The organism is Acetobacter fallax, from assembly GCF_011516735.1.
GTDB lineage: Bacteria > Pseudomonadota > Alphaproteobacteria > Acetobacterales > Acetobacteraceae > Acetobacter > Acetobacter fallax.
Genome location: NZ_WOSX01000026.1, coordinates 1 through 19,518 on the forward strand (window position 1 = coordinate 1; position 19,518 = coordinate 19,518).

Genomic DNA, 19,518 nt, shown 5'->3' on the forward strand with positions numbered 1-19,518 from the left:
CACGACCGCTGGCCTGCCACTCAGCAACCCAGCGGATAACGCTCGACGAAGACACACCAAAACGAACCGTCGCCGCACGACGGGTCATGCCAGAGGCAACAGCCGCAATCGCGCGGCGGCGAAGGTCAGCAGACAGGGCTCGGGTCATACGGGCCGGCCTCCATACCGGCACATAGTATGAATCAGATTTCGGCCAGTATGGGAATCTTAAAATGATCCTATTAGATCGGATTGTGCTCTAACTGGTCGTATGCCATCAGACGCTGTTACGTCTTTTGAGAACGGTGCTGGTCATGCACTCGGACATATCGCATTTATCATCGCATTCGGAACCATGCTTGGTCGGATTGTCTCGGAAAGCGGTGCGGCTGAACGGATTGCGGAAACACTGATCAACCGATTTGGACCACAGAATATCCACTGGGCGATGATGGTTATCGGTCTTGTTGTCGGGTTGCCGGTGTTTTTTGATGTGGGCTTTGTACTGCTGGCGCCGCTGGCATTTGTGGCAGCACGGGCTGCCGGGCAACCTCTCCTGCTGGCTGCACTCCCGCTTGCCTCCAGTCTGTCAGTCGCGCATGCTCTCCTGCCACCGCACCCGGCCATCATGATCGCCATTCAGGCCTATCATGCCAGTGTCCCGGTCATGCTGTTACTCGGTGTGGTCGTGATGATCCCGACGGCTGTGCTGGCAGGTCCTGTTTTCGCATGTTTCATCGTGCCACTTCTGAATGTGTCGGGCATCAGTTCGCTGGAAGCACAGTTTCTGGAACATGAGGAGGGACGATCGCTCCCTCCGTTTGGCATCAGTGTTTTGTGCGTCCTTATGCCGGTGTTGCTGATCCTTGCAGGCCAGATTTTTTGGACGGTCTTTCCTGGCCCGGGAGGAGACTGGCTGGGAAACTTTGTCGGATCGACCGATATTGCGCTCGTACTGTCGACGCTCTTTGCCTGCGCTGCGCTTGGGTCAGCCAAGAGCATTGCAGACAGAGGAGTTGCGCGGCACCTTCATGACTGCCTGGCGCCTGTTGCTTTCGTCGTGCTCCTGGTCGGTGCGGGGGGCGGATTTGGCCGGGCGCTGATTGATGCAGGAGTGTCAACTGTGCTGACGGGACTTGCTGTGACCTGGCACATGCCCATACTCCTGCTTGCCTGGGGGCTGGCTGCCCTGGTGCGGCTTGCAACCGGCTCTGCAACAGTGGCGATGAGTACTGCGGCATCCATTCTGGCACCCGTTGCGCAGCAATCCGGCCTCGTCTCGCCGGAGGCCCTCGTCCTCGCGACTGGTGCCGGTTCCGTCGCGTTCGGGCCAGTAACTGACCCGGTCTTCTGGCAGATCAAGGAGTATCTGGGGTTGAGCGTTGGCCAGACCTTGCTGACCTGGTCAGTGATTGAAACAGTAATTGCATTGATGGCACTTGCCGGGGCCATCATTTTTCAGTTCTTTTCATTTTTTTCCTGATGATATCGTTGTGGAGTTAAACTGATGAATATCGACGCACTCTCCACACCCTGTGTGCTGATTGACGCTGACAAGATGAAGGCGAATATCCAGCGTGCGCAGGACTACGCTGATACTTATGGGTTCACTTTGCGACCGCATATCAAAACACACAAAATTCCGGCATTCGCTTATTTGCAGATTGAGGCTGGAGCTCGCGGAATCACATGCCAGAAGCTGGGTGAAGCAGAGGTTATGGCTGATGCCGGGCTTGATGATATTCTGATCAGTTATAATATCATTGGCTTTGATAAGTTGAGTCGACTTGCAGCCCTGGCACGAAAAATAAAGCTTACAGTTGCAGCGGATAGTCGTTTCACCGTCGACGGTTACAATGCTGTCGCGGAGACAACTGGCGCCACGTTCGACGTGCTGATTGAGTGCGATACGGGGGGAGGGCGTTGCGGCGTGCAAACACCTGACGAAGCCGTCACTCTCGCAGCCGCCTTGCGGGGGGGAGCACGCTTTGCCGGACTAATGACCTACCCTGCGACCGGGAAGACAGAAGAGATGTCTGAATGGCTTCGTGCTGCCATAGCGGCATTTGATAAGGCCGGGGTGACTGTCGAAACAGTTTCTGCCGGTGGCACACCGGATATGTGGAAAGCACATACTGTAGCATGCCTTACGGAGTATCGTCCGGGAACTTACATTTATATGGACAGGTCGCAGGTCGCAGCGGGTTCCGCAATGATGCAGGATTGCGCTCTGACTGTCCTGACAACTGTGGTCAGCAAGCCACGACCGGACAGGGCAATCATTGATGCCGGAACCAAGGTCCTGACGAGTGACATCCTCGGAATGGACGGTTTCGGCCATATTCCTTCCTGCCCACAGGCTCATGTCAGTGGCCTGAGCGAGGAGCATGGCATTCTTCGTGCGGAATCCGGGCTGCCGGAAATAGGTGATCGCGTGCAAATCGTGCCTAACCATGCCTGTGTAGTCAGCAATATGTTCGATACAGTCTATCTGGTTTCAGGCGGGCATGTTCTGGATGCTTTGCCCGTGGCTGCTCGCGGTAAAGTTGTCTGAGATTTTCATTATTCTGAAAGGGTATTGTTGTGGTGAAAACTGTTTTTGGTAGTTCACATGTTCCACTGTCTCCGGCAGTACGTGCCGGAGATTTCGTTTACATCTCCGGACAGGTTCCGGTAAAGAACGGAAAAGTTGTCGAAGGCGATGTGAGTATTCAAACGAAGGTTGTGATGGAAAACGTTGCTGCAGCACTGAAGCTGGCGGATTGTGAATTGTCTGATGTCATTAAAACGTTCGTGATTTTGACAGATAAAAATGACTTTTCAGCTTTCAACGCAGTCTATGCAACATTTTTCCCGAACCAGCCGCCTGCCCGGACAACAGCTGAAGCCGGGTTGATGGTGGATATCACGGTCGAGATTGAGGCAATTGCCTACAAACCGGTCTGAAACTATCTTTGCCTTTCTGACCGGCGCATGTCATCCGGTCGTGATATCCCCCAGACACAGAGGTTCAGTCATGAAGGTGTTCGTCGCGTCTCTGGCGACAGAGACCAACACATTCTCCCCGGTTCCTACGGATCGGGCGAGTTTCCTGGCAGCCTTCTATGCACCGCCAGGGGCGCATCCCGTAACACCAACGTTATGTTCAGCAATATTTACTGTGCTGCGTGACCGGGCAAGGCTGGAAGAGTTCGAACTTATCGAAGGTACAGCAGCCTGGGCCGAACCGGGGGGATTGGTCCAGCGCCAGACATACGAGGTGTTGCGCGACGAAATCCTGGATCAGTTGCGGGAAGTTTTGCCAGTGCATGCCGTCGTTCTGGGTCTGCATGGCGCCATGGTTGCTCAGGGATATGATGACTGCGAAGGAGATCTTGTCGCAAGGGTGCGGACGCTCGTTGGACCGGATGTGGTAATTGGCGCGACATTTGATCCACATAGCCATCTGACCCCGAAGCGCGTGAAGAATCTGAATGTCCTCAATGCATTTCTTGAATTTCCACATACGGATTTTGTTGCGCGTGCGGAGCAGGTTGTGGATATTGTAATGCGCGCGGCACGCGGCGAAATTAGTCCCGTAATTTCAGTTTTTGACTGTCGGATGATTGACGTATTGCCGACAAGTCAGCAGCCGATGCGTGGTTTCGTGGATGATTTACGGGCACTGGAAGGTCATGACGGTGTTCTGAGCGCCTCACTGATCCATGGTTTCCTCGCCGGAGATGTTCCCGAACTGGGTGCCAGACTGGTGATTGTTACCGACGATAATCCTGCGCTGGGCGAGCGACTGGCCCGTGAGAAAGGCATGGCGCTATTTGCTCTGCGCGGCACGACGCGCATGACGCAGCATAGTATTGGTGAAGCCCTTGAACTGGCAGGCGCATGTGTGCGGGCCGGTGCGACAAAGCCGATCGTGCTGGCTGATACATGGGACAATCCTGGAGGGGGTGTCGCGGGCGACGGGACGCTGATCCTGCAGGCGATGCTCGCGGCAGGCATAGATGACACAGCCGTTGCTACAATATGGGACCCAATTGCGGTAACCTTTTGTCTGGCTGCAGGGGAGGGAGCGCGTATCCATCTCCGGTTCGGGGGTAAGAGCGGGCCTGGTGCCGGAGATCCTGTTGATGCTGAGGTGATCGTTCTGAAAGCTGTTGAAGAAGCCTGGGAAAGTTTCGGAGCAAGTAAGGTTCCGCTCGGCCCGGTAGCTGTCATACGTATTATCGATACCCGAACAGATGTAATTCTGAATACGAACAGAACACAGACTTTTGATCCTGATATCTTCTCTGGCCTGGGAATTGATATTACCACGAAAAAATACCTCGTAGTAAAATCAACCAACCACTTCTACGCGGCATTTAAACCGGTTGCCGCGGAAATTCTGTATGTTGATGCCGGAACGCATTACCCGTCTGATGCACGGCGGACGCGATATACAAAACTTACCCGACCACTCTGGCCGATTGTTGAAGATCCTCATGGGTTAAAATAGCCGGAATACTCCACGCTGTTATGCTTCTGGCAAATCTCATCATCCTGATCTGATTTATAAAGGCTTTCTGTTTATTGATGATTTGTGTGTAGCTGCAAAAATTATTTAGGTTTAATGCTGTCACTACACTGAAAACAACACAATATGACGATAGTTTCCTTCATATAAACGCCTTTCTCCAATCGCGGATGATTGTTCGTGACTGGAAAGATGATTGTGCTCGACTTAGCCTGGCGATTATTCCGGTCTTGTCGTTGTTATTTCATAAAATTCTGCTCACTGGACGTATGGCCGCCAGCGTCGCTCTGTGTTCTCAGCGATTTTTGTGCACAACGAGGGCAGAGACACATTTAATCAGGCCTGATCCGCTCCTGTGTGACGGCGTTCCTGATGGATAATGATTGATGGCTGTAAAGAAAAAAAGAAACTCTAAATACCTGATGATTAAAGATGTATGTGATGATTATGGTGTTGGTCGGACATACTGTTACAAACTTCTTTCGGAGGGATGTATATCTGCCGTAAAACTTGGTGGTAAAACGCTGATCTTGGCAGAATCTATTGATAAATATTTCTCGGCTCTGCCTGCTTATCAGCCCGGCACAAGGGCATAAGGAGCAGATATGGATCGAGTCATCGTTTATCCGGGACAAATCGTCGCGGACACGGATACGCTGATCGCGGAACGCAATACCGAGCAGGCTGTCGGGCAGGTCCTGGGTCTGACAATGGGAGAAACCGGGCCTTATGCGAGCGGCCTGGCGGCAACGTGTTCCGGCACTGACATGGTGGTCAGTGTTGCTGCAGGACAAATCGTCGCAGTAGCAACAACTGATCCCACAGCTTACGGAACACTTGGCACAAGCTCAGAGTCTGTCATGAGACAGTATGTTGCACCAGCAACATCTTTCACAATTGCTGCTGCGGCTTCCGCTCAGACGCTCTACATCTCCGCGACATTGTCCGTTACGGACACCGGAGCGACTCTGCTTCGTTATGCGGATGTTACAGATGAAACCAGAACCTTGTCAGGTGTTTCAAATGACGGAGTGAGCCAGCCTACCCTGCGTGCGGCAGTTGCCACTCTGACTATCTCTGCGACGGCATCGGACACTGATATCGTGCCCGTGTGGCGTGTGGACGTGCCAGCTGGTGCAGCCGCGATCACGCAGGATATGATTTCGCTGAACAATTCCAATCTGTTCTATCCAACAATTCCGGAACTGGCACCAACAAACTCTCCTGTTTTTACTGGTATTCCCCAAGCTCCGACGCCGCCTTCGACCGACAGTAGTACGCGCCTGGCAACCACGGCATTCGTCACTGGCTGGGCTGCCGGGAATCTTCTTTCACAACAGCATTACACAGGGCCGGCAGCCACAGATGGTGGGAGCACGTCCATGACGCTCGCACTCTCCTCCAGATGTCGAATCGCTATCATTGAACTTTGTGCCGGCGGTGGCGGGGGTGGTGGTGCGGCTACGGCTGCTGCGGCCACGGCAGGGCTCGGAGGCGGAGGCGGAGGCGGAGGATATGCGCGCGTTATTATTAATATGTCTGTGTTCGGTACGACCGTGCCGATCGTGCTTGGTTGCGGAGGACGTGGCGGACAGGCTTCATCGGGTGCTATGAGCGGTAATAATGGTGGCAATTCGTCAATGGGAAGTTTCCTGACACTTAATGGTGGCGTGGGAGGAACCTCCATTCTCGCCGGCGGTCCCGCCATTCTCGCAGGAGCAGGTAGAGGCGGAACATTTCAGTTTACATCAACCTCCGGTGTTGATGCGCCTGTCCTGTCCAACGGGGACGGTGGAAGCAGTGGGCATGCGACGGGTATGTCATCAGACTATTTCTTTGGCTTTGGCGGTAAGGGCGGAAATGCTCCTGGGTTTGCCGGTGGCGATGAAGCGGGCTCGTTGGGTGCGGGGAACGGAGGTAGCCCGGGATGTGGTGGCTCGGGGGCGTGTGCGGGACCGAATCAGTCTTACCAGAATGGTGGTGACGGGGGGGCAGGCTGGATGATCGTAACTCAATATGGATAGTATCTGAAACGCGCTGTTAGCGTTAGAGTGTCTCCACTGCACTCTGAAACGTTGTGGTGATACTGAAGGTGCATCGTGATTCACCGTTTTCATTGATTGAGACGGTGATGGTGCGAGCATTAGGCTCAGGACTCATTCTTTGAGCCAGAAGATGACGCTTGCTGCGATTGAAGGAAGACACATAGTATTGGACTAGGTGAGGACCGGGATCATGTTGGATTGGCTGGGATATGGCGGGATAAAAAGTGGCGGCCGGCGGCGGTTAAATTGCGCGGAAAAGTTACCCACAGGCCTGAGCGCGCCGAGATCCAATGTCCTGGACTAAATCGGTTTTCGTTCGGTTTAGACATATGGTTCTGGATTTCGGTAGCTTCGGTAAAATGGTCGCTGAGAGATCTCTCAGCGACCACTTAGAAAATTATGCGACGGCGCCAGGTGGGCGATGGGAGATCATGGCCTCTTCAACGGCAGCCTTAATCGCGGTTGCCACCTTTCGATCGCGGGTGGTAAAAACTGGCTGATCTCCGGACGAGTTCTTTATCAGAACCTCATACTGCTTTCCGAAGCAGGCTACTGTAAAAATAATACATATAAAAATAGAAAAAATTCCAGCACCTTCATTTTTGGGAGTATCGGAAAAGCAACCGACACCTATGAACAGTGCTATCAAGGCGACAACTGATGCCCAATAAAATTTGGTCACCTTCAAAGACACGCTTCCTATTGAAGGAACAGAATAACTATTGTTGCCGACCTTAATAAAGTTCCTGTCAATGTTGATTTTCCCAGACGAATAAATTGCGGTCTCATTCATCATTATCTTGCTCCTACTTCTCCCATGCGCCAGATGACGCGGCCTAATATTCTGGCGGGGTGGCCGCCGTCGGAGATCATCTGGCGGATGCTGGCGGCGTCCAGCTCTTCCGGGGTATAGGCGGGGTTGTCGCTTACGACCGAGACGTTTCCGTTTGTTTTAAGATGCAGCCGCTTGATCAAGAGGCTGTTATCTATGCGGATGGCATAGATCGAGCCGCTGCGGATATCAGACACGTCTGTTCGCAATAAAACACGGTCTCCGCTGTCTATTGTTGGCATCATACTGTCGCCTCTGACGGTAACGTAGGCGAGGTTTCTTGTGTTCTGTGCGGCTAAAGGTGGGAGCATGACTTTCGGTATTGCGACCATTCGGCGCTTATCATGTGCCGGTGCTTCTGATCCCGATCCGGCGGACAGAATTACATCGTAATCAGGGATATCGACGGTTTCCCACTGCTCTGCGGGAACCGACGGGACGGGCGTTGATGGAGAATCGCCGAAAATAAGCCACTGCGGACTGACGTTGCAGGCGTGAGCAAGCTTTAATGCTGTGTCGATCCGCAGCACCCGGCCCTTAAGATAATCGTTAAGCGAGCTGCCTGAGATGCCGGAACGACGAACTACCGCTGAATAGCCTCCCCCATTTTCAACAGCAATTCGGACCCGCTCGGGTCCACGCAACGTTTTCCAGTTGTTGTCGCTTTCTGGGAAATCACTCACAACGAATATTCGCTATAATTAAGCTACTGAAATATAACGATAAAGCGTTGTTATCAACAGAATATTCACAGAAAAGAACTGGGAAGGAGTGTTTTATCGTTGTCACAGCGATTTTTCGGCGTATCTTCACGGAACAACTCGGGACGAAAGCACGCGGCGAAATGTTCCGCGCAACGGGTTGAAGAAAAGGGCGGCTGGCACCGCCCCGGATTGAGGAGATGAGACTATGGCACAAAAGCCGCAGGGAATGCACCCGGAGGACATCAAGGCCGCGCTGCGCAAGCGTTTCGGCTCTATGGCTGCCTTCTCCGTTCTGATCGGCCGTGATGAGCGGGCGGTCAGCAAGACGATCAGCGCGTCGGGATATTCGGCGCCGGTCGAGAAAGAGATCGCAAAGGTTCTGTGTAAGGAGCCGAGGCTGATCTGGCCGGATCGGTATCATGCAAATGGCACTCCCGTTTCTCAGTCACTGGGACGGATCGTAACCGTCCGCCGTGATGACGGTCTGCGTGCAAACGGAGTGGCGGCATGAACGTCGATATCATTCCACTCAGCGAGATCGACGTGGGAAGTCGTCTGCGCGCGATTGACGAAGACAACGCATGTGTGATCGCGGCAAGCATGCAGGAGCATGGGCAGCGGACGCCGATCGAGGTGCGAAAGGTTGGCAAGCGATATCGTCTGATCGCTGGCGCGCACAGGCTGCGTGCGTTGGAGATCGCCGGGATCGACGCGGCGTTCGCTGTCGTGATGAAGGCAACCGATATCGAAGCGGAGCTTCTGGAGATTGATGAAAATCTCTGCCGGCATGAACTGAACCCACTGGATCGGGCGACATTCCTGGCACGACGAAAGGCCGTTTATGAGGAGTTGCATCCGGAGACGAAACACGGCGGCGACCGGAAGTCGGATCAAGTGGACAACCTTGTCCACTTGATCCCGTCCTTTACCGAGGCAACTGCCCTGAAGCTCGGTTTGGATAGCAGAACGATCAGACGCTCTATCACCCGCTATACCAGCATCACACCTGATGTTCGAACGGAAATCTCGGGAACGTGGCTGGCATCGAGTGGTGTGCAGCTGGACGCGCTGGCGAAAGAGACGCCGGAGATGCAGCGGCAGATTGCTGATTATGTTCTCCAGTGGCCTGGCGTCCGGAATGTCGTCGAAATTGTCAGGCAGATACAGAATAAGCCGAAGGCCGCGCCTGCCAGTGCGTTCGAGAAGTTTCTCTCCATGTGGAGAAAAATGGACAGCCGGACGCGACTTCAGGCTCTGGTGCATGTCCGCTCTGAAATCGCGGGGGCATGGGATCAGCTCTGGCTCTCGTTTTCGGAGGATGAGCGGGCAAATATCATAGAAGATATCGCCCCCTCTCTTCCTGGTGCGGTCAGCAGGGAGGCGGCATGATGCGTGTCTCAGATTCTGTTCTTTATAGCGTGACGATTCCTGTAAAGCCGGTTCGGAAAGCGGATGGCGCGAGGTTCAACGGACGATCCTTCGCTGGTGACGATGACCTGAAAACACTCGTCGGAGAATTCATGAAGCGCGCTCGTGCTCAGGCAGGTCTCTCGCAGACATCTCTTGCTGAGAAAGTGGGGATTAGTGTCGCGTCACTGAATAAGGCTGAGCAGGGAGTGCAGCCTCTCTCGATGATGCGATTTCTCGATTACATTTACGTTTGCGACGTGAGTGCGGATGATGTTCTGAAATTCCTTGTCGCAGACGGTGAACGTCGCAGAGGTATGCGATGACCGGCCGCAGGATCAACGCGGCGACCCAGCTTTCTCTGCTGGACTGGGAGCCGCCTTCGCCCATCCGCGAATTCGATGAGCGGATGGTGCGTGGGAACACGTTCGAGGCACGGTTATCGCGGGCGATTTCAGTTTCGCTTGAAGGGTGTGGGCGTTCTCGCGATGTGATTGCGGAGATGATGTCGGTCCGGATCGGTCGTCCGATCAGTGTCAACATTCTGAACGCCTATGCCTCTCCCATGCGCGACACGCACACGATCAGCGTGCCGCGCTTCGATGCTTTGGTTTTCGCAACAGGCGATCAGCGGCTTCTGGAGTTTCTCGCGGCGCCGCATGACATGGCTGTCGTTTCACGGCGGATGCTGCCGATGATTCAGCTTGCGGAAACGCAGGCGAAAAAGCGGGAGCTTTCACGGATGGAGCGGTCACTGCAGCGGGCCGCGTGGAAGGGATCACCATGCACATGAGCTGGTTTGTGATGGCTTTTGGACTGCCCTGCCTGGTGGCCGTGTTTCTGGCTTTCTGGTCCGAACGTCGGCGGAAGTCAGGATATTACGGATCTGTGCCGGTGCTGCATGGCAAATGGCGACAGGTGACGGCGGAGGAGATTTTCGCAGATCGTCCGGTAACGGCCGGTGTAACACGGCGGGAGGCAGCGTGATGAGGTTCGATCCGGCGATGAATGGCGCGCTGATTGTCGCGTCCGATCTGATCCGTGAGATTGCGAAGCGGCTTCCGAAGGGTAGTCTTTCGCCGTCACAGAAGGCGCAGGTCGAGGCGGCGTCCCACAGTTTTACGTGGTTTGTCGATGAGGCGGAGCGGCAGCGCGGGAAGCGATTGAGAGAATACTTCGCGCTGGTGCAGTCACTGGAGCAGGCTGGTCATGCAGACCGCCGCTGAACAGGTTCCGTGGCTGTCTGCTGCGGAACTGGCGGAAATGGCGCTCCCTGGAATGCCAGGAACAAAACAGGGCGTGCAGGCGCGCATCGAAACGGAGAACTGGATGGTGCCAGAGCGTGAAGGACAGACGTGGCGGCGACGTGAAGGTCGTGGGGGTGGTTACGAATTTACGGTCTATGCGCTGCCGTTGCAGGCGCAGGCTGCTCTGATGCTACGGCAGAGCAGCGAAAAGGAGGTGTCAGAGAAAGATGTTTATCGCGAGCGGCGTGAGCGGGAGGATCTGTGGCGGCGTTATGACGCTCTGCCGGAGCGCCTGAAGGATCGCGCGAAGAAGGCTCTGCGGATTATTGATGCAATCGAGATGCTGGTGTTATCCGGTGCGAGAAAGACGATGGCGATCATGCAGATTTCCAGAATGGAAGGCGTTGGGCGGGCGACGATCTGGACCTGGTATGAGCAGATCCGGGGGCTGAACCGATGCGACTGGCTGGCGGGGCTTGCGCCGCACTATTGCGGGAAGGCAGCCGTGACGGAGTTTCCGGAAGAAGCATGGCAGATGCTGAAAGCCGATTATCTGCGTCTGGAAAAGCCAAAGTTTGCGGCCTGCTTTCGCCGGCTGCAGAAGGTTGCGTCAGAGCGCGGGTGGGTTCTTCCGACATCGAAGACCCTTGAACGGGAAATGAAGAAGCTTCCGCCGCAGCTCCTGGCACTGTGTCGTGAAGGTGACGAGGCGCTGAAGCGCATGTTTCCTGCACAGAAGCGTGATCATTCTGTGTTTCACGCTCTCGAAGCAGTCAACGCAGACGGGCACAAGTTTGATGTGTTCGTCCGCTGGGTCGAGAACGGGGTCGAGAAGATCGTGCGTCCGGTCATGGTCGGATTTCAGGACATCTACAGTGGAAAAATCCTGTCATGGCGTCTTGATGTCTCGGAAAACAAAGAGTGCGTTCGGCTCGCCTTCGGCGACCTGGTCGATCGGTATGGCATCCCGTCGTACTGTCTGCTCGATAACGGGCGGAACTTCGCGTCAAAATGGCTGACGGGCGGCATTCCAAACCGATATCGGTTCAAGGTTCGGGATGAGGAACCGATGGGTATTCTGCCGCTTCTCGGCGTCGAGGTTCACTGGGCAACGCCCTATTCCGGCCGGTCAAAGCCGGTGGAACGGGCGTGGCGGGATCTGGCTGGCGATCTTTCAAAGCATCCGCGCTTCGCCGGCGCCTATACAGGCAACCATCCGATGGCGAAGCCGGAAAATTACGGATCGTCTGCGGTGCCGCTCGATGTTTTCATTGAAGTGGTTGCCGAGGGCATCCGTGAGCACAATTCCCGTTTGGGGCGGCGCTCAGACATCTGTAAGGGGCGGCTTAGCTTCGACCAGGTGTTCGAGGAATCCTATGCGCGCTCGACGATCGTTCGCGCGACGGATGAGCAGCGCCGGCTCTGGCTGATGGCGGCGGAAGGAATCACCGTCAATCGTGTGGATGGCACGATTTCTCTGGAAGGCAATCGTTTCTGGGACGAGTTCCTCCACGCGCATCGCGGCGAGAAGGTTGTGGTGCGCTTCGATCCGCAGGCCATGCACGGTGATGCTCATGTCTACCGGCTCGATGGCACGTTTCTCGGCACGGCACCATGCGTCGAAAAGGTCGGCTTCAACGACAAGACGGCGGCACAGGCTCAGTCACGCGCATTTAAGGCGTTTCGCAAGGCGACGAAGGAAGCGCGGAAGCTGGAGGTGCAGATGAGTGTGGATGAGCTTGCGGCCATTCACGTCGCTTTGCCTGTCACGGAAGAAACTGAAATCGAAGCGAAGGTGGTGCGGCCGTTCCGGCCAGCGGTTCAGGGCAATGCTGCTCTGGCGCTGGAGGAGGATGAGGACGCGCTGATCGCCCGTGAGGAGGAGGAAGAGGAGCGGACGCGCAGATTGCGCAATGTAATCCGGCCCGAACGCTGGGCGGGCTGATGGGGCGACTGGAAGAGCAGTCGCCCGGTTCAAGGCAATACTGAAAGACATCAAGTAATGAGTGAAGTAATGGATTTGGTGCCTGATGCGCAAGCATCAGATGAGGAAACGCGCGCCCGTGTCCTGCGGGTTGACCTGCAGGCAGCGATTGATCGGGACGGCCTTTCGGTCCGGACGGTCGCGGAGCAGGCGGCGGTTGGATATTCGACCCTCAATGCATGGATGAAGGATGCTTACGCAGGGCGGGTTGATTCAATCAATGTGAAGGTCGAGGCGTGGCTCAACGCGCAGCGATCACGGGACAAGGTGCGAACCTCGTCCGCAAAAACACCCGGCTTTCTGGATATCCCTACCGCGGGAACGCTGCTGAGTGTCCTGGAGTATGCCCAGTTCACGCCTGACATGGGGTTGATCACCGGCGGCGCGGGTGTGGGAAAAACGGAGGCGGCGCTTGAACATCAGCGGCGCAATCCGAATGTGTGGATCCTGACCGCTGACCCGGACATGAAAACCCCAAACGCGGTTCTCCGCGAACTGTGCGACGTGATTGGTGTGGAAAACGTCAATTCCCGCCGCATGATGTCGTCGATCATCCGCCGTGTGACGGACACTCAGGGGTTGGTCGTGATCGATGAGGCGCAGCACCTGAAAACGGATGCGATCGATCAGCTGCGATCGGTTCACGACCGCGCGCGGATTGGCGTCGTGTTCATGGGCAATGAGCCGCTGCGCAAGCGCATTGAGGGCATGGGCCGTGAAGCCTCCCACGCTATGATCTTTTCCCGGATCGGCATGCGGAAGAAGCGTGATCGCCCGCAGGTCAAGGACGTTGCGATGCTGCTCGATGCCTGGGGGATTTCTGAAAAGACGATCCGGGATCTCTGCCGCTTCATTGCGATGCAGCCCGGTGGGCTGCGGCAGATGAACAAGACGATCAGCTACGCACGGATGCTCGCGACCTCTGCGGGACGGGCGGAGATGTCTGTCAGCGACGTAAAGGCCGCGTGGCGGGAACTGACGAATGGCGAGTTGCCGGTTTCGGCGGGAGAGTGATGGCACATGAAAGACGATGACATTCTCGAAGCATTTTATGAGAGCACGGATGGCAGAACGGTGGATGCCGATGTTTCGTCAGCCGTGAGATCAGGAATCAGGGAATTCCTGCAGGCTTTGCCAGAGTCAAAGACAGTCCGTGAGGTGATTTCCGCGCTGGAAGCGAAGTGGTGATGAGTATGATCGGACGACTGAACGGCACGGAAGCGCCGATGGCAGAGCAGCTTTTTGCAGTGGGCATGCTCCTGAAGCAGGCCAGTGAGGATCGTGTCCTGAAGGCAGACGAACTGCGGTCGCTGGGAGAAACGCTGACGGACGCCGGCAGGCAGCTTCGGGCCAGCCAGGCGACCGTGCGGGCGCTGACGGAGGAATTGCTGGAGGAGCAGGCGCTGCCTGCTCGCGACGGCACGGCACAGATTGTGCCAATCATTCGGGAGGGATTGTGATGCAGAGGAATCAGAAACAGAAAGATGATCTGCGCGTGTTTTTCGATGCGCTGTGCGAGGATTATCTGCGGTTTGAGGAGACGGCATCTGAGCCGTTTTCGATGAATGAAACGCTTTCCAATCTGGCTGAGCGACTGGGATTTATCGGTAAACGACGCATCGCGCATCTTGCGATTTCAGATGAGGAGATGCGGGCTTCGGGAATGATGGTCCTGGAGGCCGTCTGTCTCTGCCTGCTGCTCAGATCGGCACAGACGATGCAGGCTCGTGATGTCGGAGGGAGGATTCACTGATGTCGGGACAGATCGAATTCAGCGAGTTTCAGAACGTGCTTTCTGTTTCGGCTGCTGCGGCCTTTCGCCGGCTGCATGACCGGGCTGCCGGCGAAATTCCGGGTTTGAAACGGCTTTCTTACGCGGTTGCGGATAGCGCGCGCATTGTTGCGGTGCAGTCGGAATGCGTTCGCCTCAATGAGGGGCGACACAGGAATCTGCATGCTCTGTCGGGCAGTTCAGCGGATCTGGCCGTCATGGCGCTCCTTCTGAATATGGAAGTGAAGCGGATATTGAGTGCGGGAGCTGATTTCTGATGGCCCGCGTCAGGAGTGATCTTTCGACCGCGTGGGTCAGCCGCGATGGACGGATCGATTTTCAGGCCGGTGTCGGTTTTCCGGATGGAAAGCTGCCGCTGTGCTGTGGTGATCGGGATGTGATCAAGACCGCGCTCAAAGCGCGTGCATGGACCGGATCTGCGTATGCGGTTCCCGGTGTCTCCGCAGACGTTTCAGATCAGGTGGCATTTGAAGCGGTTGAGAAGCTTCGGGTCAGCATGGTCGGAATCAATGACGGAATTATTTCTTATTTTTCGGGAATGAACCGGAGGGATGTCGGATGTCGGGCGGAGAAAGCAGCGTGAATGAATGGGGCTTCGAGATGATCGACGGCGTGGAGATGGTCCGCAACCGGTTCGGGCGACCGCAGACTGTGAGCCGCATTCGTCCGCAGGTTGTTCTGACGCATCAGACTGCGCTGGTGATCAGGCGTAAGCTGGCGGCGCTCGCCGAATATAATGCGCGGGTCAAACAGGAGATTTTCAGCGACATCGCCGCTTTCGAGCAGCTGATATTTGACCAGTATAACGCGCGCATCGGTGGCAGGCGTGGTGGATTCTCGTTCGAGAGTTTTGATGGCTGCACCAAAGTCACCGTCGCGACGTCTGATTATATGAGAACGACCGAGGCTCTTCCGGCGGCTCAGGCTCTGGTGAACGAGATCCTGGATGATCTGATCAGTGAAGGCGGCGTCAGTGCGGATCTGCGCACGCTGGTAACGGCAGCGTTTGAGCGGGATGAACGGACCGGTCGGGTGAATGTGCAGCGTCTGATCGGCCTGCGGCAGCTGAATCTTCAGCACCCGCGCTGGGAGGATGCGCGGGCAGCGATTTCCGACGCAGTGACGGTCGGAGGTTCGAAAACGGGTATCCGTGTGCATGTTCGACCTGAGAGCACTGCTCCATGGGAACAGATCGTTCCTGACTTCTCGAAGGTATGACGGTGATGAACATTGTTTTTCATGCGATGTGGGTGCTGGCCATTGCGATGGCTGTGGGCGCCGGAGCCATCTTCGGGTGGTGTGGCCTGGTGCTGCTCGTTTGGCAGCGGGATGCGGTCAGGAGGGCTGTGTGATGGCCTGCGACTGTCTGGAAGACATGAATACTAAAATTGAAGAAAGACAGGGTGGACGCATTGCGACAGCGATGCGTGTGGTAAACGGCGCACTGGCTGAATTCCCCGTCATGAACATCATCCGGAAAGACAAGCTGATCCCCGAAAAACGGCGTGGTCGCGCTTGCTACGCCATACCGACGTTCTGTCCGTTTTGTGGTTCGCGATATGAGACAGGGGCGTGTGATGATTGATGTTCCGATGCGTGTTCGCTTCAGTTGTTGTCCCGAAGAGCGAGAATTAGCCAGGAAGATTGCCGAACGGATAATCGATCTCAAGCCTGCATGCTTGCTGTCGCAAGACGTGGACGACATTGACCTTGAAATCGAGATGGATCTTATCGCCACGCATTCAAATGGGTGTCCGCTGGACCTGGAGAGGCTATATGAAGCGGACGATTTTAATCTTTTGCATGATGTGATCGGCATTCGTCGGCACCTTGACCGCTCGACTGGAAAATTGACGGACCATTTTCTTCCCAGATTTTCTCAGCGCCCGTCGTGGCGGTCGTGACCGAACATCCTCACATGCAGCCCGGTGTGAAGAAAAACGCTGGGCGGCAGTCTCTGATCACGAAAATCCATGTTGCCAGAAAGGATCTGGCGCTGGAGGTTGAAACGTATCGGGATATCCTGGGGCGTGTGACGGGCCATACATCGTGCGCGGCCTGTTCGATCGGGCAGCTTGAGGATGTGCTGAAGGAAATGAAGCGTCTCGGTTTTCGCGTGAAGGCAGGGCGGCGCCGCGTCGAGACGAGCGCCGCCGTGAGGAAGGTCTGGGCGATCTGGCGAGAGATGGCGCCAGCGCTTCGCTCAGAAGGCTCTGAGGCGGCTCTGAGGGCCTTTGTGAAACGGACTGCGGGAGTGGATGCGCCGGAGTTTCTTGATGATGAGGGAGCGCAGAAAGTGATTGAGGCACTGAAAGCGTGGCGGGTGCGGCTTGCGGCCGGGGTCTCATCTGCGCGGCGGAAAATTAACACGGAGAGTGTGTGATGTGCTGCCGGTATGAAACGGTCGCGACGAACGAATATTTGTGGTGGGCAACCGACGAACAGATGGATGCTGTCAGTGTGATGTTTCCAAAGTCGCACGGTGTTTCTCGCATCGATGATCGCGCGGTGCTGAGTGCGATTGTCCAGGTTCTCCGCAGCGGAGTTCTGTGGCGCGACGTGCCTGCTGACTACAGGATAAAATGGAAAACGGTTTATAACCGTTTTGTCCGCTGGTCTCAGGATGGCGTGATGGACGCGACGCTGTGCGCGCTGACAGAGCCTGCTCAGGATGAAGTCCGTCTGGTTGTCAGTGCGGACGATCTGCTGCGGCATCGCAGTGGTGAACTCTGGGCAGACCGTGGATTTTTCCCGGGCGTGATGAGCCTGGCCTGATGATTAAGCCGCCGGCACATATTGCGTGGATGGTCGATGCTGTCGGCGAAGATTCTGCTCTCCGGTTTATCGAGAGCGCCGCCGGGCAGCGGCTGACAATTCCTCGTAAGGCAGCCGGATCAAGACTTGCCGAGGTTTATGGCGACGACGTCGCATCGGTGATCTGTGACCGGTATGGCGGAGATTTTTATATCGTCCCGATGTGCAAGACGTGGCGTATAAAACTTTATGCGCGCATGGGACTGACCGTAAATGAGATGGCTGCGCGAGCTGGTATTTCATTCGTCGCAGTCCATCAGAAGCTCGCGTCCGGAGACGGACGCCCGGAGCGGATCCGGCCGAAAGATGAGCGGCAGACCTCGCTGTTCTGATAGCTGGCGACCGACCTGATAAAGCGCTTGATCGTTTCGGACCATGGCGCGCGCGCGTAATTCTTCGCGCATGAAACAGAACGCCGATCTCAGCTTCGATTTCACTGAAAAACATGAAGGCCGCTACAGTGGCCGTCGCGATGACGGTGGAAACTGGACTGGCGGACGTATGGGGCACGGCACCTTCGCAGGCTCCATGCGCGGCATTTCGGCGCCGCTGCTGGCGGAGTGGCTGGGTGATGCTGCGCTGGTTGATGCCGCGCGCATGAAGGCGGTTACGGCCGCTGAGTTTCGTGTGATCGCGCGAGCAAAATTCTGGAACACTCTGTGGTGTGACCGACTACCTTCGGGTGTCGATCTGATGATGTTCGATTTCGGCTTTAACGCCGGCGTTCATGGTGCGCTGACTGAACTTTCTGGGCTGTTCGGCGCGCACGACAGAACGGACATCATGAGCGAGGATCTGCTGCGCCGGCTCACTGTCGCGACGAACCGGATGCTGATTTTTCATATTTCGCGCCGATGGGCTGAAGATCTTCAGGAGCATGTCCGGGTCAACGTGGATGGCCGTATCGGCCCCGTGACTTTGGAGGCCGTGGGCAGATCGGGCGGCCGTGACCTGTTGCTGATCGCGGCCCTCGCGACGGCACAGGAGGCGGCTTATCGTCGTGATCGCGGATTTACGGGAAGCGGCGATGGCTGGCTGGCGCGTCTCAGCGACCGGGTCGATCTCGCGTTTCAGTGGTCCGGTCGGGATGCTGCCAGCGCCGCCGCATGAATTCTCCGTTTCCGGCGGGGGACGGCGACATAAAGGAACGGCGCGGACGCGGCGCAGGAAAGCGAGTTGAACATGACTGTAAGTGTTTCGGGTATTCTGTCGTCGATTTTCCCGGTGCTGAATGCGATTATTCCTGGTGTTGCGGGCGGAAAACTGTCGACTTATTCAACGATCGCGCAGACCGCAATCAAATCGGCCGTGACGACGATCGACGGCGGCATCAGCAATCTTCAGGCTGCCTACGACAAGTTTGAGACATCGAACCCGCTGGTGCAGATGTCGGTCTCCGAGTTTGTCACTCTGGCAAAATCTCTTGGGGTTGCGCTTCCGACTGAGGACGCGGTGATCACTCATCTGAAGGCGGCTGTCGCGGATCTGGCCGGCATCCTTGTGCCTGTGTCGGATGCGACGAGCGCCACGGCGACTGCCACGACTGCCACGACCGCGTCCTGATCTGAACCAGGACAATGACGACTGGCTCAATGGAATTGGTGTTTGGCCTGGGCCTTGGGCTGGTTGTGGTGCTGGTGGTGATTCTGGCCGTGATCGAGAAGCTTCGGCATCTCGAAATCAGCCAGAAGCACGCGGAGTTGCGTGAGCGCGTCGACCGGATCGAGATGTCGGTCGACGACGGCATTCACAGCATGCAGGCAACGATCAGCGAGACGCAGGGTGTGATGCGTGAAGTGCAGATCATGCTCAGCGGGATAGAGAAATCCGGGAACGATACGCGCGAGATGGTTCACACGATCGTCCGTGGTCACATAGCGAAAGGTTGAGACAGTGGGTGTGCTTGAGTCGATCATTGAGGACAGGCGGCTACGGATTCTGGGTTGCATCGCAGAGATGAGCAATCACATGCTCAATGAGGATGTGTTGCTGCGGGCCGTGATTGCGACGGGTCGGGATACAGACCATGACCTGATGCGCGACGATCTGACGTTTCTGGAAAAGCGCAGCTGTGTGCGCGTTGAAAAGCTTCCCTGTGCGGATGGCCAGCTCTGGAAGGTTGTTCTGACACCGACCGGGCAGCGCGCGGTTCAGGGCGAGCAGACGATTTCGGGTGTCGGCCGGCGGCTGACGTCCTGAGT

General features: G+C 56.1%; 33 protein-coding genes. 30 read left to right on the forward strand and 3 right to left on the reverse strand.

Annotated features, from left to right (window positions below; all coding sequences use genetic code 11):
• Positions 1-148, reverse strand: a 148-nt coding sequence (locus GOB85_RS19775) for a helix-turn-helix domain-containing protein (protein WP_173578996.1), incomplete at its 3' end; no start/stop codon positions are given.
• A gap of 102 nt (positions 149-250) precedes the next feature.
• Here GOB85_RS19775 and GOB85_RS12415 point away from each other — a divergent pair.
• The 6 genes from GOB85_RS12415 to GOB85_RS12440 all read left to right on the forward strand — a co-directional run bounded on the left by GOB85_RS12415 (position 251) and on the right by GOB85_RS12440 (position 6,516).
• On the forward strand, positions 251-1,462 hold the full coding sequence (locus GOB85_RS12415; protein ID WP_173577808.1) for a GntT/GntP/DsdX family permease: 1,212 nt from the start codon (positions 251-253) through the stop codon (positions 1,460-1,462).
• Between the two features lie 24 nt (positions 1,463-1,486).
• A complete protein-coding gene (locus GOB85_RS12420) occupies positions 1,487-2,533 on the forward strand; it encodes a D-TA family PLP-dependent enzyme (protein WP_173577809.1) in 1,047 nt (348 codons plus the stop codon).
• A 32-nt stretch (positions 2,534-2,565) separates the two neighbouring features.
• Positions 2,566-2,925 (forward strand): RidA family protein, encoded by a 360-nt coding sequence (locus GOB85_RS12425; RefSeq protein ID WP_338421728.1) that lies wholly within the window; start codon positions 2,566-2,568, stop codon positions 2,923-2,925.
• Between the two features lie 70 nt (positions 2,926-2,995).
• Complete coding sequence (locus GOB85_RS12430) at positions 2,996-4,474, forward strand: M81 family metallopeptidase (RefSeq protein ID WP_173577811.1); 1,479 nt, start codon at positions 2,996-2,998, stop codon at positions 4,472-4,474.
• 404 nt (positions 4,475-4,878) lie between these two features.
• A complete protein-coding gene (locus tag GOB85_RS12435) occupies positions 4,879-5,088 on the forward strand; it encodes an excisionase family DNA-binding protein (RefSeq protein WP_242011487.1) in 210 nt (69 codons plus the stop codon).
• 9 nt (positions 5,089-5,097) lie between these two features.
• Positions 5,098-6,516 carry a glycine-rich domain-containing protein gene (locus GOB85_RS12440; RefSeq protein WP_173577812.1) on the forward strand — a complete coding sequence of 473 codons (1,419 nt, stop codon included), beginning with the start codon at positions 5,098-5,100 and terminating at the stop codon, positions 6,514-6,516.
• 418 nt (positions 6,517-6,934) lie between these two features.
• Here GOB85_RS12440 and GOB85_RS12445 read toward each other — a convergent pair whose 3' ends face one another.
• Positions 6,935-7,333: a DUF6232 family protein gene (locus GOB85_RS12445; protein WP_173577813.1), complete on the reverse strand. Its 399-nt coding sequence runs from the start codon at positions 7,331-7,333 to the stop codon at positions 6,935-6,937.
• The gene (locus tag GOB85_RS12450; protein WP_173577814.1) at positions 7,333-8,052 is read right to left on the reverse strand and encodes a S24 family peptidase; all 720 of its coding nucleotides are present in this window, start codon (positions 8,050-8,052) and stop codon (positions 7,333-7,335) included. Before GOB85_RS12450 ends, GOB85_RS12445 begins: the two co-directional genes overlap by 1 nt.
• Positions 8,053-8,278: 226 nt before the next feature.
• Between GOB85_RS12450 and GOB85_RS12455 the strand changes: the two genes are divergently transcribed.
• The 24 genes from GOB85_RS12455 (at position 8,279) to GOB85_RS12565 (ending at position 19,516) form a co-directional block, all read left to right on the forward strand.
• Positions 8,279-8,584, forward strand: a complete 306-nt coding sequence (locus tag GOB85_RS12455; protein ID WP_173577815.1) for a helix-turn-helix domain-containing protein — start codon at positions 8,279-8,281, stop codon at positions 8,582-8,584.
• Positions 8,581-9,462, forward strand: a complete 882-nt coding sequence (locus GOB85_RS12460) for a ParB N-terminal domain-containing protein (RefSeq protein WP_173577816.1) — start codon at positions 8,581-8,583, stop codon at positions 9,460-9,462. The genes GOB85_RS12455 and GOB85_RS12460 overlap by 4 nt, the downstream gene beginning before the upstream one ends.
• Entirely contained in the window at positions 9,459-9,806 is a 348-nt protein-coding gene (locus tag GOB85_RS12465; RefSeq protein WP_173577817.1) for a helix-turn-helix domain-containing protein, read from the forward strand. Before GOB85_RS12460 ends, GOB85_RS12465 begins: the two co-directional genes overlap by 4 nt.
• Positions 9,803-10,273 carry a phage regulatory CII family protein gene (locus tag GOB85_RS12470; RefSeq protein WP_173577818.1) on the forward strand — a complete coding sequence of 157 codons (471 nt, stop codon included), beginning with the start codon at positions 9,803-9,805 and terminating at the stop codon, positions 10,271-10,273. Before GOB85_RS12465 ends, GOB85_RS12470 begins: the two co-directional genes overlap by 4 nt.
• Positions 10,270-10,467, forward strand: coding sequence for a hypothetical protein (locus GOB85_RS12475; protein WP_173577819.1), 198 nt, complete (start codon positions 10,270-10,272; stop codon positions 10,465-10,467). Before GOB85_RS12470 ends, GOB85_RS12475 begins: the two co-directional genes overlap by 4 nt.
• Positions 10,467-10,706: a hypothetical protein gene (locus GOB85_RS12480; protein ID WP_173577820.1), complete on the forward strand. Its 240-nt coding sequence runs from the start codon at positions 10,467-10,469 to the stop codon at positions 10,704-10,706. Before GOB85_RS12475 ends, GOB85_RS12480 begins: the two co-directional genes overlap by 1 nt.
• A complete protein-coding gene (locus tag GOB85_RS12485; RefSeq protein WP_173577821.1) occupies positions 10,690-12,672 on the forward strand; it encodes a transposase domain-containing protein in 1,983 nt (660 codons plus the stop codon). The genes GOB85_RS12480 and GOB85_RS12485 overlap by 17 nt, the downstream gene beginning before the upstream one ends.
• A 69-nt stretch (positions 12,673-12,741) precedes the next feature.
• Positions 12,742-13,725, forward strand: a complete 984-nt coding sequence (locus tag GOB85_RS12490) for an AAA family ATPase (RefSeq protein ID WP_173577822.1) — start codon at positions 12,742-12,744, stop codon at positions 13,723-13,725.
• A gap of 6 nt (positions 13,726-13,731) precedes the next feature.
• Positions 13,732-13,899 (forward strand): hypothetical protein, encoded by a 168-nt coding sequence (locus GOB85_RS12495; RefSeq protein ID WP_173577823.1) that lies wholly within the window; start codon positions 13,732-13,734, stop codon positions 13,897-13,899.
• Positions 13,899-14,171: a hypothetical protein gene (locus GOB85_RS12500; protein ID WP_173577824.1), complete on the forward strand. Its 273-nt coding sequence runs from the start codon at positions 13,899-13,901 to the stop codon at positions 14,169-14,171. Before GOB85_RS12495 ends, GOB85_RS12500 begins: the two co-directional genes overlap by 1 nt.
• Positions 14,171-14,464, forward strand: coding sequence for a hypothetical protein (locus tag GOB85_RS12505; RefSeq protein WP_173577825.1), 294 nt, complete (start codon positions 14,171-14,173; stop codon positions 14,462-14,464). Before GOB85_RS12500 ends, GOB85_RS12505 begins: the two co-directional genes overlap by 1 nt.
• Positions 14,464-14,760, forward strand: a complete 297-nt coding sequence (locus GOB85_RS12510; protein ID WP_173577826.1) for a hypothetical protein — start codon at positions 14,464-14,466, stop codon at positions 14,758-14,760. Before GOB85_RS12505 ends, GOB85_RS12510 begins: the two co-directional genes overlap by 1 nt.
• Positions 14,760-15,086 (forward strand): hypothetical protein, encoded by a 327-nt coding sequence (locus GOB85_RS12515; protein WP_173577827.1) that lies wholly within the window; start codon positions 14,760-14,762, stop codon positions 15,084-15,086. The genes GOB85_RS12510 and GOB85_RS12515 overlap by 1 nt, the downstream gene beginning before the upstream one ends.
• The gene (locus GOB85_RS12520; protein WP_173577828.1) at positions 15,062-15,721 is read left to right on the forward strand and encodes a DUF3164 family protein; all 660 of its coding nucleotides are present in this window, start codon (positions 15,062-15,064) and stop codon (positions 15,719-15,721) included. Before GOB85_RS12515 ends, GOB85_RS12520 begins: the two co-directional genes overlap by 25 nt.
• Before the next feature lie 5 nt (positions 15,722-15,726).
• Positions 15,727-15,855, forward strand: coding sequence for a hypothetical protein (locus GOB85_RS19605; protein ID WP_277875920.1), 129 nt, complete (start codon positions 15,727-15,729; stop codon positions 15,853-15,855).
• On the forward strand, positions 15,855-16,088 hold the full coding sequence (locus tag GOB85_RS12525) for a hypothetical protein (protein ID WP_206752438.1): 234 nt from the start codon (positions 15,855-15,857) through the stop codon (positions 16,086-16,088). The genes GOB85_RS19605 and GOB85_RS12525 overlap by 1 nt, the downstream gene beginning before the upstream one ends.
• Positions 16,081-16,407 carry a DUF6874 family protein gene (locus tag GOB85_RS12530; RefSeq protein ID WP_198912213.1) on the forward strand — a complete coding sequence of 109 codons (327 nt, stop codon included), beginning with the start codon at positions 16,081-16,083 and terminating at the stop codon, positions 16,405-16,407. Before GOB85_RS12525 ends, GOB85_RS12530 begins: the two co-directional genes overlap by 8 nt.
• A 26-nt stretch (positions 16,408-16,433) precedes the next feature.
• A complete protein-coding gene (locus GOB85_RS12535; RefSeq protein WP_173577830.1) occupies positions 16,434-16,886 on the forward strand; it encodes a phage protein GemA/Gp16 family protein in 453 nt (150 codons plus the stop codon).
• A complete protein-coding gene (locus GOB85_RS12540; RefSeq protein WP_173577831.1) occupies positions 16,886-17,278 on the forward strand; it encodes a transposase in 393 nt (130 codons plus the stop codon). The genes GOB85_RS12535 and GOB85_RS12540 overlap by 1 nt, the downstream gene beginning before the upstream one ends.
• The gene (locus tag GOB85_RS12545) at positions 17,278-17,649 is read left to right on the forward strand and encodes a hypothetical protein (RefSeq protein WP_173577832.1); all 372 of its coding nucleotides are present in this window, start codon (positions 17,278-17,280) and stop codon (positions 17,647-17,649) included. The genes GOB85_RS12540 and GOB85_RS12545 overlap by 1 nt, the downstream gene beginning before the upstream one ends.
• A 43-nt stretch (positions 17,650-17,692) precedes the next feature.
• On the forward strand, positions 17,693-18,427 hold the full coding sequence (locus GOB85_RS12550) for a glycosyl hydrolase 108 family protein (protein ID WP_173577833.1): 735 nt from the start codon (positions 17,693-17,695) through the stop codon (positions 18,425-18,427).
• Between the two features lie 72 nt (positions 18,428-18,499).
• The gene (locus tag GOB85_RS12555; protein ID WP_173577834.1) at positions 18,500-18,880 is read left to right on the forward strand and encodes a hypothetical protein; all 381 of its coding nucleotides are present in this window, start codon (positions 18,500-18,502) and stop codon (positions 18,878-18,880) included.
• A 29-nt stretch (positions 18,881-18,909) separates the two neighbouring features.
• Positions 18,910-19,206, forward strand: a complete 297-nt coding sequence (locus GOB85_RS12560; RefSeq protein ID WP_173578997.1) for a hypothetical protein — start codon at positions 18,910-18,912, stop codon at positions 19,204-19,206.
• 4 nt (positions 19,207-19,210) lie between these two features.
• On the forward strand, positions 19,211-19,516 hold the full coding sequence (locus GOB85_RS12565; protein WP_173577836.1) for a hypothetical protein: 306 nt from the start codon (positions 19,211-19,213) through the stop codon (positions 19,514-19,516).
• The last annotated feature ends 2 nt before the right edge of the window (positions 19,517-19,518 follow it).

Excerpts from the sequence above, each read along its gene's own strand:
- GOB85_RS12415 (WP_173577808.1), top strand. The coding sequence starts at position 251 with ATGCCATCAGACGCTGTTACGTCTTTTGAGAACGGTGCTGGTCATGCA.
- GOB85_RS12420 (WP_173577809.1), top strand. The coding sequence starts at position 1,487 with ATGAATATCGACGCACTCTCCACACCCTGTGTGCTGATTGACGCTGAC.
- GOB85_RS12430 (WP_173577811.1), top strand. The coding sequence starts at position 2,996 with ATGAAGGTGTTCGTCGCGTCTCTGGCGACAGAGACCAACACATTCTCC.
- GOB85_RS12435 (WP_242011487.1), top strand. The coding sequence starts at position 4,879 with ATGGCTGTAAAGAAAAAAAGAAACTCTAAATACCTGATGATTAAAGAT.
- GOB85_RS12440 (WP_173577812.1), top strand. The coding sequence starts at position 5,098 with ATGGATCGAGTCATCGTTTATCCGGGACAAATCGTCGCGGACACGGAT.
- GOB85_RS12445 (WP_173577813.1), bottom strand. The coding sequence starts at position 7,333 with ATGATGAATGAGACCGCAATTTATTCGTCTGGGAAAATCAACATTGAC.
- GOB85_RS12455 (WP_173577815.1), top strand. The coding sequence starts at position 8,279 with ATGGCACAAAAGCCGCAGGGAATGCACCCGGAGGACATCAAGGCCGCG.
- GOB85_RS12460 (WP_173577816.1), top strand. The coding sequence starts at position 8,581 with ATGAACGTCGATATCATTCCACTCAGCGAGATCGACGTGGGAAGTCGT.
- GOB85_RS12465 (WP_173577817.1), top strand. The coding sequence starts at position 9,459 with ATGATGCGTGTCTCAGATTCTGTTCTTTATAGCGTGACGATTCCTGTA.
- GOB85_RS12470 (WP_173577818.1), top strand. The coding sequence starts at position 9,803 with ATGACCGGCCGCAGGATCAACGCGGCGACCCAGCTTTCTCTGCTGGAC.
- GOB85_RS12475 (WP_173577819.1), top strand. The coding sequence starts at position 10,270 with ATGAGCTGGTTTGTGATGGCTTTTGGACTGCCCTGCCTGGTGGCCGTG.
- GOB85_RS12480 (WP_173577820.1), top strand. The coding sequence starts at position 10,467 with ATGAGGTTCGATCCGGCGATGAATGGCGCGCTGATTGTCGCGTCCGAT.
- GOB85_RS12485 (WP_173577821.1), top strand. The coding sequence starts at position 10,690 with ATGCAGACCGCCGCTGAACAGGTTCCGTGGCTGTCTGCTGCGGAACTG.
- GOB85_RS12490 (WP_173577822.1), top strand. The coding sequence starts at position 12,742 with ATGGATTTGGTGCCTGATGCGCAAGCATCAGATGAGGAAACGCGCGCC.
- GOB85_RS12495 (WP_173577823.1), top strand. The coding sequence starts at position 13,732 with ATGAAAGACGATGACATTCTCGAAGCATTTTATGAGAGCACGGATGGC.
- GOB85_RS12500 (WP_173577824.1), top strand. The coding sequence starts at position 13,899 with ATGAGTATGATCGGACGACTGAACGGCACGGAAGCGCCGATGGCAGAG.
- GOB85_RS12505 (WP_173577825.1), top strand. The coding sequence starts at position 14,171 with ATGCAGAGGAATCAGAAACAGAAAGATGATCTGCGCGTGTTTTTCGAT.
- GOB85_RS12510 (WP_173577826.1), top strand. The coding sequence starts at position 14,464 with ATGTCGGGACAGATCGAATTCAGCGAGTTTCAGAACGTGCTTTCTGTT.
- GOB85_RS12515 (WP_173577827.1), top strand. The coding sequence starts at position 14,760 with ATGGCCCGCGTCAGGAGTGATCTTTCGACCGCGTGGGTCAGCCGCGAT.
- GOB85_RS12520 (WP_173577828.1), top strand. The coding sequence starts at position 15,062 with ATGTCGGGCGGAGAAAGCAGCGTGAATGAATGGGGCTTCGAGATGATC.
- GOB85_RS19605 (WP_277875920.1), top strand. The coding sequence starts at position 15,727 with ATGAACATTGTTTTTCATGCGATGTGGGTGCTGGCCATTGCGATGGCT.
- GOB85_RS12525 (WP_206752438.1), top strand. The coding sequence starts at position 15,855 with ATGGCCTGCGACTGTCTGGAAGACATGAATACTAAAATTGAAGAAAGA.
- GOB85_RS12530 (WP_198912213.1), top strand. The coding sequence starts at position 16,081 with ATGATTGATGTTCCGATGCGTGTTCGCTTCAGTTGTTGTCCCGAAGAG.
- GOB85_RS12540 (WP_173577831.1), top strand. The coding sequence starts at position 16,886 with ATGTGCTGCCGGTATGAAACGGTCGCGACGAACGAATATTTGTGGTGG.
- GOB85_RS12545 (WP_173577832.1), top strand. The coding sequence starts at position 17,278 with ATGATTAAGCCGCCGGCACATATTGCGTGGATGGTCGATGCTGTCGGC.
- GOB85_RS12550 (WP_173577833.1), top strand. The coding sequence starts at position 17,693 with ATGGCGCGCGCGCGTAATTCTTCGCGCATGAAACAGAACGCCGATCTC.
- GOB85_RS12555 (WP_173577834.1), top strand. The coding sequence starts at position 18,500 with ATGACTGTAAGTGTTTCGGGTATTCTGTCGTCGATTTTCCCGGTGCTG.
- GOB85_RS12560 (WP_173578997.1), top strand. The coding sequence starts at position 18,910 with ATGGAATTGGTGTTTGGCCTGGGCCTTGGGCTGGTTGTGGTGCTGGTG.